The sequence below is a fragment of the Pontibacter sp. GD13 genome, assembly GCF_058216355.1.
Genome location: NZ_JBYZMQ010000008.1, coordinates 1 through 16,700, shown reverse-complemented (window position 1 = coordinate 16,700; position 16,700 = coordinate 1). Strand labels below are relative to the sequence as shown.

At 50.7% G+C, this 16,700-nt stretch carries 14 protein-coding genes and 1 riboswitch; of the genes, 7 read left to right on the top strand and 7 right to left on the bottom strand.

The window, feature by feature from the left end; translation table 11 throughout:
* Positions 1-36 precede the first annotated feature (36 nt).
* The 6 genes from AC4BAN_RS11925 to AC4BAN_RS11900 form a co-directional block, all read right to left on the bottom strand.
* Positions 37-2,343, bottom strand: a complete 2,307-nt coding sequence (locus AC4BAN_RS11925; protein ID WP_490564635.1) for a peptidylprolyl isomerase — start codon at positions 2,341-2,343, stop codon at positions 37-39.
* A gap of 162 nt (positions 2,344-2,505) precedes the next feature.
* Positions 2,506-2,916, bottom strand: coding sequence for an ATP-binding protein (locus AC4BAN_RS11920; protein ID WP_490564634.1), 411 nt, complete (start codon positions 2,914-2,916; stop codon positions 2,506-2,508).
* On the bottom strand, positions 2,909-3,247 hold the full coding sequence (locus tag AC4BAN_RS11915) for an STAS domain-containing protein (RefSeq protein WP_490564633.1): 339 nt from the start codon (positions 3,245-3,247) through the stop codon (positions 2,909-2,911). Before AC4BAN_RS11915 ends, AC4BAN_RS11920 begins: the two co-directional genes overlap by 8 nt.
* A gap of 16 nt (positions 3,248-3,263) precedes the next feature.
* On the bottom strand, positions 3,264-5,330 hold the full coding sequence (locus tag AC4BAN_RS11910; RefSeq protein WP_490564632.1) for a GAF domain-containing SpoIIE family protein phosphatase: 2,067 nt from the start codon (positions 5,328-5,330) through the stop codon (positions 3,264-3,266).
* A gap of 250 nt (positions 5,331-5,580) precedes the next feature.
* Positions 5,581-7,050, bottom strand: a complete 1,470-nt coding sequence (gene guaB, locus AC4BAN_RS11905) for an IMP dehydrogenase (RefSeq protein WP_490564631.1) — start codon at positions 7,048-7,050, stop codon at positions 5,581-5,583.
* A 103-nt stretch (positions 7,051-7,153) separates the two neighbouring features.
* Entirely contained in the window at positions 7,154-7,471 is a 318-nt protein-coding gene (locus AC4BAN_RS11900) for a rhodanese-like domain-containing protein (RefSeq protein ID WP_490564630.1), read from the bottom strand.
* Positions 7,472-7,586: 115 nt separating this feature from the next.
* On the opposite strand from AC4BAN_RS11900, the gene pnuC reads away from it, so the two are divergent.
* From pnuC to AC4BAN_RS11880, 4 genes are all read left to right on the top strand, one after another.
* Positions 7,587-8,213, top strand: coding sequence for a nicotinamide riboside transporter PnuC (pnuC, locus tag AC4BAN_RS11895; protein WP_490564629.1), 627 nt, complete (start codon positions 7,587-7,589; stop codon positions 8,211-8,213).
* Positions 8,214-8,355: 142 nt separating this feature from the next.
* Positions 8,356-8,532, top strand: coding sequence for a hypothetical protein (locus tag AC4BAN_RS11890; RefSeq protein ID WP_490564628.1), 177 nt, complete (start codon positions 8,356-8,358; stop codon positions 8,530-8,532).
* 117 nt (positions 8,533-8,649) lie between these two features.
* Positions 8,650-9,180: an AAA family ATPase gene (locus AC4BAN_RS11885; RefSeq protein WP_490564627.1), complete on the top strand. Its 531-nt coding sequence runs from the start codon at positions 8,650-8,652 to the stop codon at positions 9,178-9,180.
* 4 nt (positions 9,181-9,184) lie between these two features.
* Positions 9,185-10,060: an aldose 1-epimerase family protein gene (locus tag AC4BAN_RS11880; RefSeq protein WP_490564626.1), complete on the top strand. Its 876-nt coding sequence runs from the start codon at positions 9,185-9,187 to the stop codon at positions 10,058-10,060.
* A gap of 69 nt (positions 10,061-10,129) precedes the next feature.
* Here the strand turns inward: AC4BAN_RS11880 and AC4BAN_RS11875 are convergent, their stop codons facing one another.
* Complete coding sequence (locus tag AC4BAN_RS11875; protein ID WP_490564625.1) at positions 10,130-10,354, bottom strand: hypothetical protein; 225 nt, start codon at positions 10,352-10,354, stop codon at positions 10,130-10,132.
* A gap of 247 nt (positions 10,355-10,601) precedes the next feature.
* Positions 10,602-10,698: riboswitch (TPP riboswitch) on the top strand.
* A gap of 61 nt (positions 10,699-10,759) precedes the next feature.
* Here AC4BAN_RS11875 and AC4BAN_RS11870 point away from each other — a divergent pair.
* The 3 genes from AC4BAN_RS11870 to ruvB all read left to right on the top strand — a co-directional run bounded on the left by AC4BAN_RS11870 (position 10,760) and on the right by ruvB (position 16,539).
* Positions 10,760-13,234, top strand: a complete 2,475-nt coding sequence (locus AC4BAN_RS11870) for a TonB-dependent receptor (RefSeq protein WP_490564624.1) — start codon at positions 10,760-10,762, stop codon at positions 13,232-13,234.
* Between the two features lie 670 nt (positions 13,235-13,904).
* Positions 13,905-15,083 carry an acyl-CoA dehydrogenase family protein gene (locus AC4BAN_RS11865; RefSeq protein WP_490564623.1) on the top strand — a complete coding sequence of 393 codons (1,179 nt, stop codon included), beginning with the start codon at positions 13,905-13,907 and terminating at the stop codon, positions 15,081-15,083.
* A 412-nt stretch (positions 15,084-15,495) separates the two neighbouring features.
* Positions 15,496-16,539: a Holliday junction branch migration DNA helicase RuvB gene (gene ruvB / locus AC4BAN_RS11860; RefSeq protein WP_490564622.1), complete on the top strand. Its 1,044-nt coding sequence runs from the start codon at positions 15,496-15,498 to the stop codon at positions 16,537-16,539.
* Positions 16,540-16,700: the final 161 nt, after the last annotated feature.

Below are 16,700 nucleotides of genomic sequence, written 5' to 3'. Positions count from 1 at the left end.
GCCAGCAGTAGCAAAAAAGAACCCTTCAAAGTATGGCTATAGCTTAATGATGCGCTCTACTTCCTGGGCGTTCACGTTTACCGGGTACTTTTCGCGCAGCTGTTGCACCCACTGCTGCTCCAGGTAATTCTGGTAATCAGAAATGGCCAGGCCCCGGGTCTCGTTCAGCTCCTTGTAAGCAGGCTCCAGCACCTCCTGGATAATGATCAGGTACTCGCGGCCATTCTGTTGCACTGTGTAGGTGCCTTTGGCCCAGGTAACGGAATCCAGCGCTTTGTTCTCGCCCTTCTGAAACTTCTTCTCGGTAATCTGCACGCCCAGCGGGTTGCCTGTGTTCAGGTTGTCGGCCAGGGCGCCCACCTCAGAAGTGTACAGGGTAAAGGAAGCACGGCGGTTGCGGCGGCGCCCGGTCTCAGTGTTATCCGAGCCTGCCTGCCTGGTTTTGCCATAGCTGTTGGTGGTTAGCTGTGTGGCCGGAACGCCTTCTTCCTGCAGGTATTTCACGATGCGCTGCGCACGGGCAGCCGCCACGTTTTCTTTGGCTGTTGCCTCGCGGGCGTCGGCATGGCCGTTGACCTCCAGCGTCAGGGCAGGGTTGTTTTTCAGGATGTCCGCAAACTCGTTCAGCTTTACGGTGGCTTCTTTGCTCAGGTCCGTTTTGTTCTGCTCAAACAGCACATCGGTCAGGTTAGCCGACTTCACCGGGTAGCGGCGCGTGTCGAGCTGCGCTTTGGCTTTGTTGAGCAGGTCTTTGTTGGCAGCGCTGATAACGATGGCTTGCGCACGCGGCCCCCATTTATACTTTTCCTTGTTCTGCTCAAAGTATGTTTTCAGGCCTACGGAGTCCTCCACGGCTTTGGTCCATACTTTCTCGTCCATCAACTGGAAGAGCAGGATGCCATCGTGGTATTCCTGCACCAGCATGCGGTAATCTTCATACTTGTTTTCGAGGTTGGCTCTTTCGTACGCGATCAGGCTTTTCTCCGTAAACTCGTCGTACAGCTGGCGCATGGCATATGCCGGTGTGCCGGAGGTGCGGGCGCGCTGCTGCTCTTTGGCAAAGGCGTAGAAATCTGAAACGGTATAGGCCTTTCCCTGTATGGTGAAAAGGGTTTGCCCCAGGGTTTTGTCTGTGGTATCGTAGTCCCAGTTGCCTTGCACCAGGTCTGGATTGGCCTTGCTGAAAGCGGCTGTTTTAACAGCCTCGTTTTCTGTGAACGCGTTTTCTGTTCTGATGCGCTTGAGGAAGGCCGCTTTGTTAAGTTCAGAGCGGGAATCCTTGGCTATTTTGTTGCGCAGGTTCTGCTCCATGTCCTCGAAAGGGGGCAGCCCGCGCTTGTCGATCAGCTTGATGATGTGCCAGCCGTAGGGGGTGAGCACCGGCTTGGCCACATCGCCTTCTTTTTGCAGGGCGAAGGCGGCATCCTCGAAATTAGGGATCATGCGACCCGTGCCGAACCAGGGCAGCTCACCGCCGTTGTTCGCGGAACTGGCGTCCTCTGAAAACTCAGTAGCCAGTTTATCCCAGTTTTCGTTGCGTTGCAGTCGTTTGTAAATGGCATCTACCCGTTGCTTGGCCGCCAGTGAGTCGGCCTTGGGTATGCCCGGGGTGGCGCGTACCATGATGTGGGCCACTTTTACCTCACCGCGTGCCTGGCGCTTGTCGTGTACCTTAATCAGGTGGTAGCCAAAGCGGGTGCGCACCGGTGCGGACACTTGCCCGGCCGGGGTTTTGAAAGCGGCATCCTCGAAGGGATAAACCATTTGCATGGCCGTAAAATAACCCAAGTTGCCCTGGTTCTCAGCTGCGGAGGGGTCTTGTGAGAACTGCTGCGCCAGTTTTCCGAAGTCTTCGCCCTGCTGAACGCGCTGCCGCAGCTCCATCACTTTGTTATAGGCTGCCAGTGTGTCTTCGGGGGCTGCGTCGGGGGGCAGGGTAATGAGTATGTGCGAGGCGTTCACTTCCTGCTGCAGGCGCTCGTACGCTTGCTTCACCAGTTGGTCGGTCACGCTCTTTTCGGTCAGGTAAGGCTGAGCCAGTTGCTCCTTATAGCCCTCCAGTTCGCTCTTGAAGGCCATGGTGGTGTCTAGCCCACGGTTTTCGGCCTCCTTCACCTTCAGTTTAAAGTTGGTGTACAGGTTCAGGTAATCCGTGATGCTCTCGCGGGTGTACGCGTCTTCGTTTCCGGCATTGTTTTTTTCGTACACATACCGAAACTCCGAAGTAGAGATGGGTTCAGAGCCCAGGGTAGCGATAGCTGGTTCGCTGGAGTCGTTCTTCTTGGTTGCAGTACATCCGGCCATAAGGAGCACGGCTGCAACAAGTAAGTGGTTGCTGCGCATAGGTTGAGTTTAAACAAAACTGAGTTTAACTGACCAGGGTCAGATCATGCAATTTTAATTAATTTTTCTGACAGGTTAATCAAAAAGTATTACTATAATACTATTGCATGCCGTTTTGTTCCGGATAACGGGGAAAGCGGGATAAAAGTGTGTTGAGGCGGCCTATTTAATTTTTTTGTAGAGCACACAAATGCTTGTGTTACCCTGGGTGGTAAACTCCACCCTATCCATGATGCGGTTAACAAGGGCAATTCCGACGCCGCCCTTTTTCCCTACCCGGATGTGTTCCTCAATGTTGGGCTCCTGGTACTCTGAACGGCTAAAGGGAATGCCCGTGTCAGATATTTCGAATTTAAGCATGTCTTGCTGCTTTTGAATGGCCAGCAAGATAAATTTTTCCGGGTTTTCCTTATTGGCGTGGATGATGAGGTTGGCGCATATCTCATCAACAGCTAACACGATCTGGTTCATCAGAATATCTGTCAGCAAAAGGGCATGCAGGTATTCTGAAACGAAATCTCGAATCAGCTTCAGGTTTTTTTTAGTACAATTTACCCGGATGGAATTATTCATCAGCAACAGTCATGGCTTCGTCGTAATCCGACACGATGGTCATGAGCAGATCCAGGCCAAGTATTTCAAAAACATTACGCACTTTATCCTGCATGTTATAGAAGATGAGCTTAATCTGGGCATCTTCGAAGCGTTGCAGGTGCGAAATAAACACGCCCAAACCGGCAGAGGAGATGTAGTGCAGGTTTTCGCAGTCTACCAGGATCTTGGCGTATTTCATGATCTCCGGATCAGACAGCTCTTCGTCCAAAATCACAGAGGAACTGGCGTCCAGTTCTCCATCCAGGGTAATAATGATGGTGCTTTCTTTAATTTCGTGTGTAATTTTCATCGGCATATGTACGGCTCTATTTGTCGTTAGGTTGAAGTGGCTTGAATTTAATAACAAGCAACGTCTGGTCATCATATAAGTTACCAGGCCCCGTAAAATCTTGCAGGTCGTTGATGATGGCGCATTTGATGTCCTCGGCCTCCAGGTGATAGGTCTGCGTAAGCATGTATTTTAAACGGTCTTCCCCGTACTCCTCGTTCTGCGGGCTGCGGGCTTCTACAATGCCGTCGGTGTAGATCACCATCACGTCGCTGGGGTTATAATCATAGTACATTTCCCGCACATGGTTATTGTAGCTTTTGTCGCGGATAATGCCCAGCCCCAGGCCATCGGTCTGGAAATAGAACACATCCTCGGTCATGGAGTTGAAATAGAGGGTATGGCAGTGCCCCGCCCGGGCAAACATAAAGCCTTTCATCCTATAATCGATGATGTAGAGGGCAGAGGTGATGAAGGAGGTTTTTTCGAGGCAGCGGCTGAGGGCGCTGTTGGCCTGCTTCATAAATTCGCTGGGGGGCATGTCCTGCTGCATCAGGCCATGGAAGATGCCCTTCATCTGCGCCATGTGGAAAGCCGCAGAAATACCCTTGCCCGACACGTCGCCGATGATGATGGCGATCCGGGACTCGCTCAGCTGCAGGAAATCGTAGAAATCGCCTCCTACCTCTTTGGCGGCCACAGCGTGGGTGGCTATCTCGAACCAGCTGTCGGTGGGGAAAGTTTTCGGGATCAGGCTCTCCTGCACCTGCGTCGCGATCTTAAGCTCTTCTTTGTAACGCTCGTTCTGGAGCGACTCACTCACCAGGCGCAGGTTCTCGATGGTAAGTATGGTCTGGCTGGTGAAGGTGCGCAACACGTTCACGGTTTCACGGTCAAAGCCCTGCTCGATGTCCTTTAGCAAGTATAATACCCCGAAAAGGTGCTGCTTGGACTTAATGGGAAGGATGATCAGGGATTTCCAGGGGAGCGTCAGGTCCCGGAAGCCGGGGTTGCGATCCAGGTTGTTGTTGATATAGTCGATGTTCTGGATGTTATAAGCCAGCAGCAAATGCCGGATGCGCCCTATCTGCTCGCTGTTAATGCTGAGCAGGTGCGTCACCTGCGGCTCGCTGTTGCGGATCAGCTCAAACCAGGCGGCGCTGGCATCGGAGGCTTTGATAGTGCTTTCAAAAAGCATGTCGTACACCTGGGCCTCGCTCTGCCCCTGCTGTATGGACTGGCTAAGGCGCTGGAAGTTGAGCAGGTCTTCGCTTTTTTGCTCAAACACGCTGGAGGTTGGCAAGCTAAACAACGATACAAGGAAGGCGGCACAGGTATAAAGGCCTACAAACAGCATGGCCAGCAGCAGGAAGCAGACATCGGTGTAATCTACGGCCAGCAGCTGACTGTCGGCCATTTGGTAGAAAAAACGCGCAAAGATATAGCAGCTGAGCAGAATAGCCCCCAGCAGCACCAGCGATCTGCTCTTATTATTAAAGGTGAGGTAAGCAACCCACTTCAGGTTAGTGCATAAAAACAAAATATAAAAACTAAGTAAGGCCAGCAGAGGCAGGAATATATAGCTGGTATAGTTAAAGTTGAGCAGCGTAAGCAGCAACGTGCCAAACACAAGCAGCTCAAACCAGTCCCAGGCAATTTGCAGGAATTTGTTTTTGTGGTACAGCAGCAATTGCCGCCAGATATAAAACGCTTTGGCCAGGAACACCACCATCAAACCAAAATTTACCTGGTATACAAAGTGCAGCAAGAGCGGAGAAGCTACCTCGGAATAGCTGATGATGAGTCTGTACCCCAGAAACAAGGCTACACTCACATAAGCGGCCACCCCACCTCTTGAGAACAGGTGCCAGAGATAACCGATAAAATCAATGCCTTTCAGGCTTTCGGAACTGATGCGCTGAAACAGAAAAACAGAAATGATAAAGATAACAACGAGCAGGTTGTTAAAGAAAGGGAAAGCCAGCTTGGCCATGCTCGGCTGCCGCATTGCCTCTGCCATAAGCAGCACATTAAGCAATAGCAAAGCCCAGCTAATGATGGCTGTGGTGACAAATAATGATTTTGCGTTTGTTTTGTATAGCATAAAACGGAAAATCGGACCGGGGTTTTGCTGTTGTAAAGTTTGAATGTGCTGAAATCTATGAACTATGAAAGGTAAGGATTTTTTTTTCTCTTTAGCCAACGCGCCAGAACATGTTTATTAAATCAACCTGCATAACGTAAAAAGATAGCTGTTGGTTAATATCAATCGCCTGGTACGATACCGGGCATAGCAGAAGAAACGGCACCCCGCCTTCCTTAAAGAGGGGTGCCGTTTTAGAGGTTACATGAACTTAGCGACTGTAGTTAGGCGCCTCGCGCATGATCTGAACATCGTGCGGATGGCTCTCGCGCAGGCCTGCACCGGTTATTTTCACCATTTTGGCTCCCTGCAGCTCTCGTATTCCCGGCGTGCCGCAATAGCCCATGCCGGCTCTGATGCCGCCCACCAATTGGTATATCACCTCGTTCACGAAGCCTTTGTAAGGCACGCGACCCACAATTCCCTCCGGCACTAGTTTTTTAGCATCCTTTTCGTTGCTCTGGAAGTAGCGGTCCTTAGAACCGTCTTCCATGGCCTCAACAGACCCCATGCCACGGTATGTTTTAAACTTGCGGCCTTCGTAAATGATCATCTCGCCGGGGGCCTCCTCCGTGCCAGCCAATATCGACCCGACCATCACAGTGCTTGCACCCCCTGCCAAAGCTTTTACTATGTCGCCGGAAAACTTGATGCCTCCATCCGCAATAACAGGCACACCGGTGCCCAGCAAACCCCTGGCGGCCTCCATTACGGCAGAGAGTTGGGGTACCCCGATACCGGCTATCACACGGGTAGTGCAGATGCTGCCTGGGCCAACCCCTACTTTTACGGCATCGGCACCGGCATCGGCCAGCGCCTTTGCACCCTCGGCCGTGGCAATGTTGCCGGCTATCAGGTCCAGGTCAGGGTAAGCGTCCTTTATTTTTCTCACAGCTTCCAATACCCCTTTCGAGTGGCCGTGGGCTGTGTCTACGCTGATGACGTCTACACCTGCCTCCACCAGTGCTTTCACGCGGTCCAGCACATCGGGCGTTACCCCTACGGCGGCGCCTACCCGCAGGCGACCAAATTCATCTTTGCAGGCAAAGGGCCTGTCTTTTTTCTTGAGTATGTCTTTGTAAGTAATAAGCCCGGCCAGCTTGCCATCCGCATCCACCACCGGTAACTTCTCGATCTTGTATTCCTGCAGAATGTCCTCTGCCTTTGCCAGGTCGGTGCCTATCTTGGCGGTGATCAGGTTGTCGCTGGTCATAACACCGGATATCTTCTGGGTAAGGTCTTTCTGAAAGCGCAGGTCGCGGTTGGTGATGATGCCGGTCAGTTTGCCTTCATCGTCCACAATGGGGATGCCCCCGATCTTGTTGTCTGTCATGATTTGCACGGCGTCGCCCAGGGTGGCATTCTGGTTCAGGGTGATCGGGTCCAGGATCATGCCGCTCTCAGAGCGCTTCACCTTCCGGACCTGTATGGCCTGCTTCTTGATCGACATGTTTTTGTGGATAATGCCGATGCCGCCTTCCTGTGCCATGGCAATCGCCAGATCAGCTTCCGTAACGGTGTCCATGGCAGCCGAAACAAGCGGAATATTGATGCGAATGTTGCGGGTAAGCTGCGACGAGGTGTCGGTTTGGTGGGGTAAAACCTCGGAGTATGCCGGGAGGAGAAGCACGTCATCATAGGTGAGCGCCTCAAATAAAATGCTTGACTGTTCAGAGAGCATGGCAAATAAAATTAGGGGTTGTTATTTGCCGCGTAAAACTACGGAAAATAATTGAGATTATGCTGCAAGTGTTGCAGGAATATTTATAAAAGGGCTCTGGCTGCTAGTAGGTTGGCATAGTTGGGTCTACGTTTTTGGCCCAGGCATGGATGCCTCCCTTTAAGTTGAGCAGGTTTTCGTAGCCCAGGCGCTGCGTTAAATAGTTAATGGCCTGGGCGCTCCTGAAGCCATGATGGCACACCACCACCACGGGTATGTCGCGGCGGATGCGGCTGGCCTGCTTCGGCAATTCTCCCAGCGGAATCAACTCGCCTCCTAAATTGCACAGCTCAAACTCAGCAAGCTCCCGAACATCCACTAGCTGTAGCTCACCCTGGTGTACCAGGCGCTCTTTCAGTTCAACTGCCGTAATCTCATCCATACTTTTGCGTAGCTAAAATGCCTTGTATATAGCGTATCTTTGGCCGATACGTTTAGAATTACAAAATTAGCGATCATTTGACCATTTTCGTGCATCATCGCGCTTTATTACCTTTATGGAAATATCTAATGTTGTAAACAACGTGCTGGAGGCATGGCATGCCCTGAGCCTTTTGGAATTAATTGGCGTGCTGACAGGCATTGCCGGCGTATGGCTGGCTGCTAAGCAAAGCATCTGGACCTGGCCCGTCAGCCTGGTGAGTGTTGCCATGTACGTGGTTGTGTTTTACGATGCACGCCTGTATGCCGACATGGCACTGAACGCCTTTTATGTAGTTACCAGCTTTTATGGGTGGTATGTGTGGCTGTACGGTGGTAAAGGGCATACCGAACGAAAGGTGAGCCAGGTTAACCGAAAGGAACTGGCGCTTTTAATCGTGCTGGGTTTGGGCTTTACGCTGGCACTCGGCTACTTCCTGGAAAACTACACGGATGCAGATCTGTCTTATACTGATTCGGCCACCACGGCCATTAGCCTGATAGGGTATTGGATGATGGCCAAAAAGCACCTGGAGAACTGGCTTGTCTGGTTGGTGGTTGACACGCTCTACGTGGGGGTGTACCTGTACAAAGAGCTTTACCTGACAAGCGGACTTTTCTTTGTTTTTCTGATTCTATCGGTAAAGGGCTACCTGGACTGGAAGCGCGGATTGCTTGAAAAAGCAGTAATGAAGGCCCAATAACTATTTAGTTTATTTAGTCCTATTTATACCCTTCAAAGGTATAATCCGGTGGCAGGAGCGCTACGTACATGTAGGTAAGCTTAAAAAGTTTAAGCACCCTGATTTTGAGGGAAGTATGTGTAACGTTTAAATGTGACTGGAAATGAAGCAAAAGAAGTTACTATTACCCGATGAATTAAAGTATGCCAACCGTTTGAAGTGGGGTTACGAGTCGCCGGACGAAAGCCCAAAAAGGCTATTGCTAAGGCAGTTCGGCGATAAAGTGGAAAGAGAGCTGGAAGTGTATAATTTTTATGATTATAGCTTCTCAGGCAATTAGGGTAACCCACCATTAAGTTAAAGTCCCCTGTTCCTTTAAAAGCAGCCCCTGTGCCTTGGCATTGGGGCCGCTTTGTTTTATAGTGAAAAACTTTCCTTTTTTCACGACATTTGCCAGATGCTTAAAGTTGCAATCACAGGTCCGGAATCTACGGGTAAGTCTACGCTGGCCGAGCGGCTGGCGCTGCATTACCAAACGGCCTGGGTGCCGGAATACGCCCGCAGCTATGTGGGCAACCTGAACCGGCCTTATACTTTGCAGGATATTGAAGCGATTGCCAGGGGGCAACTGGCGCTGGAAAGGAGGCTGGCGGCAGAAGCGAACCGGGTGCTTTTTGCGGATACCGACATGCTGGTGCTAAAAATATGGAGCGAGCACGCATTTGGGTTTTGCCCCGATTGGATACTGCAAGAATTACAGCAGCAAGACTACAACCTTTGCCTGTTAATGGGCGTTGATTTGCCCTGGGAGCCTGATCCACTGCGGGAGCATCCGCAAAAAAGACAGTTTTTTTACGAATGGTATAAACGCGAGCTGCAGGCGCTTAGCGTTCCTTTCGTAGAAATAAAAGGACTGCACGAAGATCGGTTTCGACTGGCCGTGGACTATGTGGATAAAATCCTCCTAAAACATCAACTTCAAAAGTAAAACGATGCTGTATTATCTGGAAAATGATGCTTATAAGGTAGCTGTGGAGAGTCTGGGGGCCGAATTGCAGCATTTCGTCAAAAAGGATGAGCAACTGGAGCTTATCTGGACGGCAGATCCCGCTGTCTGGAACAAACACGCCCCCAACTTATTCCCGATCGTGGGTGAGCTGCCGGACCAGGAGTATACGTATGAGGACAAGAAGTATCGGATGCTGCGCCATGGCTTTGCCCGTAACCAGGAATTTGAGCTGGTAGAGGAGCATGCTGGTAAATTGGTGTTTGAGCTAAAGGATAACGAGGAGACAAGAAGGCAGTATCCGTTTGAATTCAGCCTGCTGATCGCTTATATACTGGAAAATAACAAGCTTTCCGTTACGTACCTGGTGCGCAACGAGGGCGATGCGTCCATGTGGTTCTCTGTGGGTGGGCACCCTGGGTTTAATGTGCCCCTGTATCCTGATGAAAAGTATGAAGACTATTTTATTGCGTTTGAGGAAGCAGAAACGCTGAGTCGTTTTCTGCTGAACAGCGATGGTTTGTTAAGTGGCGACACAGAGCGGGTGCTGGACGAGAGCCGGATATTGCCCCTTACCCACACCTACTTCAGCAAAGACGCCCTGGTGTTCAAAGACCTGAACTCTAGCAAACTGGTGCTGGCAAACCATGTAAACCCACGGCAGGTCGAACTGGAATTTAAGGGGTTTCCCTACCTGGGTATTTGGTCGAAGCCCGGGCTGGCACCCTATGTTTGCATTGAGCCCTGGTGCGGCATTGCCAGCAGAGCAGGCGACTCAGGAGAATTAAAAGAGAAGGAAGGCATCAACCAACTGGGGCCGAAGCAGGCTTTTGAGCGGACTTTCTCCATTACAGTCAGCTAAGTGCACTCATAAAAGCAGAGGCCCCACGTAACTGCTGCTACGTGGGGCCTCTGCTTTTATGGGATATCTTTACTGTAATGATGGCTCAGGGAATTTAGGCACTTTGATATTTCTGAAATCATATCTGGGCTCAAAATCATTGATAGGCAAAGAAATACCAGGTGGGAGGTCTAAATCCGGCAGGTCGTCTCCCAGCGGTTCGCCTCCATCATCGTCGCTGTCGGTAGAAGGCGGACGATTGAATTTTCTGCGTGGGGCGAAAGCATAATATGCCAGAATCGTTAGGAGTGCCATGGTGTATAAAATGCTGATCATCATCACAAATCTACTTTTTCATTAAAATCTTCAGCTGGCTGCTGCATGGCAAACACGGTGTAAAAGCATGCAGGTAAAGCAGGCCATATACTGTTTTCAACGTACATTTTAAGTAAGGGGTTTTTGCATTTTATAAAAAATAACATGCTATTAACCAGCAAGTAGTATACGTTTACTTTTTGATTTCGGGTGGCCTTTTGATATATGCTAGAAGGCGCTTACCTTTGCAGGAGTTTAGGGGTGCCTAGTAACAACGGGCTGAGATTATACCCATTGAACCTGATCCGGGTAATGCCGGCGAAGGGAAAACGCGGGAAACAAAATAAACGGGATGCCGACCCCTGGCATGCCTGTATGTTTCACCTTTCTTATTTTACCACTTTCATGAAAAAATTAATAGCAGCACTGGCAGTGTTCGTATTGCCATTGCAGTTGCTCGCTCAGTACAATCTGGGCGGAAGCGTGGCGGATGCTGCCACGGGTACGGCGCTGGCAGGCGCCAGTGTGGTGCTGGAGGGCACCAGCACAGGCGTTTCCACTGATCAGAGCGGCAGTTTTTTGTTTAACAGTATGCCCGCCGGAAGCTATACCTTAAAAGTTAGTTACCTGGGCTATGAGCAACAAAGCGTTAACGTGCGTCTGCAACAGGACAAGTACGTGCAACTAACTCTGCGCCCACAGGCCCTGCAGGCAAGTGAGGTAGTGGTGCAGGCCACACGTGCCGACGAGCGCACAGGCACCACGTATACCAACGTGAGCCACCAGGAAATAGAAACACGCAATTTTGGGCAGGACTTGCCTTACCTGCTGGAGCAGGTGCCCTCGGTGGTTGTGAATTCTGACGCCGGCGCCGGCGTGGGCTATACAGGCATCCGCATCCGTGGCTCCGACATCACCCGCATTAATGTAACGGTAAACGGCATCCCCATCAACGACTCGGAGAGTCACGGCACATTTTTCGTGAACATGCCCGACTTTGCCTCTTCGGTGCAGGATATACAGGTGCAGCGCGGGGTGGGTACATCTACAAACGGGGCAGGGGCCTTTGGGGCGAGCATCAACATCCAGACACAGCAGATGCGCCAGCAGGCCTATGCCGAAACAGATCACAGCTACGGTTCCTTTGCTACCTGGAAGAACAACGTGCGCTTCGGCACGGGCCTGATCAAGGGGAAATTTGCCTTTGATGGCCGTTTGTCACGCATCAAGTCGGATGGTTATATTGATCGGGCTTCCTCCGACCTGAAGTCCTTCTACTTTTCGGGCGGATACTACGGCGACAAGACCAGCCTGAAATTTGTGACTTTTTCGGGCCAGGAGAAAACCTACCAGGCCTGGTACGGTACGCCGGAGGCCTTAGTGTATGGCAACGCCGCTGACCTGCAGGACTACATTGACCGCAATTACGTGGATGGCCCTGATAAAGAGAACCTGCTGAGGGCTGGGCGCAGGTATAATTTCTATACTTACGAGAACGAGACGGATAATTACCAGCAAGACCACTACCAATTGCACCTGTCACATGACCTGATGCCGGGCCTTACCTTCTCCGGCGCCCTGCACTACACCTATGGCCGGGGCTACTACGAGCAGTATAAGCCAAACGACAAGCTCTCGAAGTATGGTTTACCTAATGTGGTGATAGGAGGGCAGGAGATCAAGCGCTCCGACATTATCCGCCGCCGCTGGCTCGACAACGACTTTTACGGTGCCACTTACGCCTTACAATACCGGCCTAACACACGCCTGAACGCAACGCTGGGTGGTGCCTGGAACAAGTATGAAGGCCGCCACTACGGAGAGATTATCTGGGCGCGCTTCGCCTCTACCTCTGACATCCGCGACAGATATTATGACAACGATGCCCAGAAAACGGACTTCAATGTATTTGCAAAGGCTTCTTATGGCTTAACCGATAAACTGAGCGTGTTCGGCGATCTTCAGTTACGTGCCATAAACTATACTTTCGTGGGCTTTGATAACGACCTGAAAAGCTTGGCGCAGGATGTGGATTATACCTTCTTTAACCCAAAAGCAGGCATAACCTACCAGTTACAGCCAGCGCATCAGCTGTACGCCTCCTACGCTGTAGGTAACCGGGAACCTGCTCGCAACGATTTTACGGACTCTACCCCCAACAGCCGCCCGAAGCACGAAACCCTGCGCAACATAGAAGCGGGTTACCGGGGTCTGCTGGGATTAACGGAGATAGGCGGCAAGGCGCTTACAGCTAATGTAGAGGCTAACCTCTTTTACATGAACTATAAGAACCAACTGGTGTTAACAGGGCAGATAAATGATGTGGGGGCTTATACCCGAACCAACATCAACGACAGCTATCGCCAAGGTGTAGAGTTGGCCACAGGTGTAAATCTAGGTTCTGTTGCCAGGCTGAGCACTAACCTGAGCTACAGTCAAAACAAGATCGCCGATTTCAGTGAGTTCATCGATAACTACGACAATGGGGACCAGGCTATAAACCAGTACAAAGAAACAACCATTGCTTTCTCCCCTGATTTCGTATCGGCTAGCCAGTTAGAGGTAGGGGTGTTGAAAGGATTGAAAATCGCTTTCATCTACAAAGCGGTGAGCAAGCAGTACCTGGATAACACAGAAAACGAGAGCCGCACGATACCTGCCTACCAGGTGGGTGACCTGCGTTTGCGCTACAGCATCGGCTTTAAAAACACGCTGAAGGAACTGGAGCTGGGCCTGTTGGTAAACAATGTGTTCAGCGAAAAGTATGCGGCCAACGGCTATACGTTCAGCTACATTGCCGGCGGTCAGCAAACTACCGAAAACTTCTACTATCCGCAGGCCACACGCAACTACCTGCTATCGGTTGGCCTGAAGTTCTAGTGTAAACCCATGCTGCGATTCACCCACCCCTACACCCTCCAGGGAAAGGAATGGTTCCCGGTTTTAGAGATCATGCTGTAGCAAAGCGGGCATTAAATTAGGGTGCTATTCTGTGTATTTGTCTGCACATGGATCCATGATTGGTGCTTAGTCTTTATCAAAGTATAATGGCAGCGTGATTCCCCTCCCTGGAGGGGCTGGGGTGGGTTTTTACCTTCCGAGTATCTTATAGAGCGCAACTTGAAGTATAAATCAAACCACGGAGGCCGCTGCAAGTATAAACTGCAGCGGCCTGCGTGTTTTATAAAACAGGCTTCAAAAGCTGGCACATTCTGTCCCGGATTTTCTGCCGCAAGTTTAGCCTTGGCGCAACTTGTGGCTAAGTATGGCAGCAGCTTGTAACTGCTTTGCAAAAGCAACATTGTTTAGCCGAAGCTAAAGTTTATACTTCGGCAATAAGCGATAAAGTGTAAATCTGTTAAAGTTTCCTTCTATGTTCGCGCCGAAAACCAGTTGCAAACGGGCAACCTGTACATCACTCGTATACTAAAGCTAAACTTGCAGCATTTAAATCAACTGCTTAAATCCATTAATCCTGAAAATCCTGGTTTGGATTATACTTAAAATTTTAACTTTGCGTATTACCCTTCTCAAACCTTAATACTTAACCATGGCTTACGAATCATCAGGAGCACCTGACTACTTTAACATCGACGACCTACTGACCGAAGAACACCTGCTTATTCGCCAGACGATGCGTGATTTTGTGAAGCGGGAGATTTCGCCAAACATTGAGCAGTGGGCACAGGACGCGCATTTCCCTTCCGAAATAGTAAAGAAGTTTGGTGAGGTGGGTGCGTTTGGCCCTACTATCCCAACGGAATACGGTGGCGGTGGCCTGGATTACATCAGCTACGGTATCATCATGGAAGAGATTGAGCGGGGAGACTCCGGGATGCGGTCCACGGCTTCGGTGCAGGGCTCGCTGGTGATGTACCCGATTTACAAGTATGGGTCTGAGGAGCAGCGGAAGAAATACCTGCCAAAGCTTGCCAGTGGCGAGTGGCTGGGCTGCTTTGGCCTGACAGAGCCTGATCATGGCTCTAATCCGGGTGGTATGGCCACCAACATAAAGGACATGGGCGACCACTATGTGCTCAACGGTTCCAAAATGTGGATATCGAACTCCCCGGAGTGCCAGGTGGCGGTGGTATGGGCTAAGAATGAAGAAGGGAGAATTAAGGGCGTTATTGTAGAAAGAGGGATGGAGGGTTTTACCACGCCTGAAATCCATAGTAAATGGAGCCTGCGTGCCAGCACCACAGGCGAACTGGTGTTTGATAATGTTAAGATTCCGAAGGAAAACATCCTGCCCAACGTTGAGGGCTTGCGCGGTCCGCTGGGTTGCCTCGATTCGGCCCGCTACGGTATCTCATGGGGTGCTATCGGCGCAGCCATCGATTGCTACGAGTCTGCCCGCAAGTATAGCCTGGAGCGGATTCAGTTCGACAAGCCCATCGGCGCTTTCCAGCTAACCCAGAAAAAACTGGCGGAGATGCTGACAGAGATCACCAAAGCCCAGCTACTTGCCTGGCGCTTGGGAACGCTGATGAACGAAGGCAAAGCCACTACGCAGCAAATATCAATGGCAAAGCGCAACAACGTGGATATGGCCCTGCACGTGGCCCGCGAAGCACGCCAGATACACGGGGGCATGGGTATTACAGGCGAGTACCCGATCATGCGCCACATGATGAACCTGGAATCCGTGATCACGTACGAGGGAACCCACGACATTCACCTGCTCATCACGGGTGCTGATATTACAGGCATACAGGCATTTAAGTAAACCCCTCCCAGCCCTTCATGAGAAATGGGCAGGGAGAAAAGTATAGGAAGGCAGCTGCGCAAGTGGCTGCCTTTTTGTCTGGATCAGAACGTGCCGGATAGTCTGTATGGACAGGATTTAATCTAATCAAACAGCATTTATAATTACTGACCGACAATAGCGGCTGTTCTACGATCAAGTTTTACTTTAAAGTTAGACTAAGGCAGCCAACCTTCCTGTTCATGCTCTAACCCTCTAAACCCTGAACGGATAAATGCTAATTTAATTAGATTTTGATTGAAAAGTATAAAATAATTAGCAAAAGTGCGTAAATTCGTCAGGTAAAATGGAGCGATTTAAATGCAATTGCTGTTACTTTTAGGGTGCAGAAAATGTAGAGTGAAAGCAGGTTATACAGAAGAAGAATAAAAGCATGAGAGAAGACTATCTCACTGGCGAAGATGCGTACATGACGCCAGCAGAACAAGACATAGACAAGGCGCTTCGCCCGCTAAGCTTCCGCGACTTTACGGGGCAGGCCAAGATTGTGGAGAACCTGAAAATATTTGTGCAGGCAGCCAGGCGCAGGGGCGAGGCCCTGGATCATGTGCTGCTGCATGGCCCTCCCGGACTGGGTAAAACCACTTTGTCGCATATTATTGCCTCGGAGCTGGATGCAGGCATTAAAATGACCTCCGGCCCGGTGCTCGATAAGCCAAGCGACCTGGCAGGTCTTCTCACCAACCTGGATTCTAACGACGTGCTTTTCATTGATGAGATTCACCGCCTGAATCCGATTGTGGAGGAGTACCTGTATTCGGCCATGGAGGATTACAAGATCGATATCATGCTTGATTCCGGCCCGAATGCGCGCTCGGTGCAGATCAGCCTGAATCCCTTTACGCTGATCGGCGCCACAACACGCTCCGGCTTGCTTACTGCGCCGTTGCGCGCCCGCTTTAGCATCAACTCACGCCTCGAGTATTATGATGCAACCCTGCTGACTTCCATCGTTAAACGATCCTCGCACTTGCTCGGTGCGCCCATTCACGAAGATGCCGCCTTTGAGATAGCCCGCAGGAGCCGTGGCACGCCACGCATTGCCAACAACCTGCTGCGCCGCACCCGCGATTTTGCCCAGGTAAAAGGCGATGGTACCATCACAGTAGACATTGCAAAGTTTGCCCTAAATGCCCTGGACGTGGATTTTAACGGGCTGGACGATATGGACAACCGTATTTTAAATACGATCATTGATAAATTTAAAGGCGGCCCGGTTGGCTTAACCACCATCGCAACGGCCTGTGGCGAAGAGTCAGAAACCATTGAGGAGGTGTATGAGCCTTTCCTGATTCAGGAAGGGTACATCAAGCGCACCGCGCGAGGCCGCGAGGCGACCGAGCTGGCTTACCGCCATCTAGGGAAAATTCCACCTCAGGAGATTGTAAATAACGGCCTGTTTAACCAACCTGAGTAACCGGGTTAATTTGTGGGTGTTATAAAAAGCAGGCCGAAAGGCAGGAGTGGTCGGAAGAAATTCTGACCACTTTTTATGTTTTAAAGAGCTTGTCCAAGTCTCCTTGGCAATGAGCCACCACGATGGCAATAGCCAGGTTTCTGATTTCCATAGCGAACCTG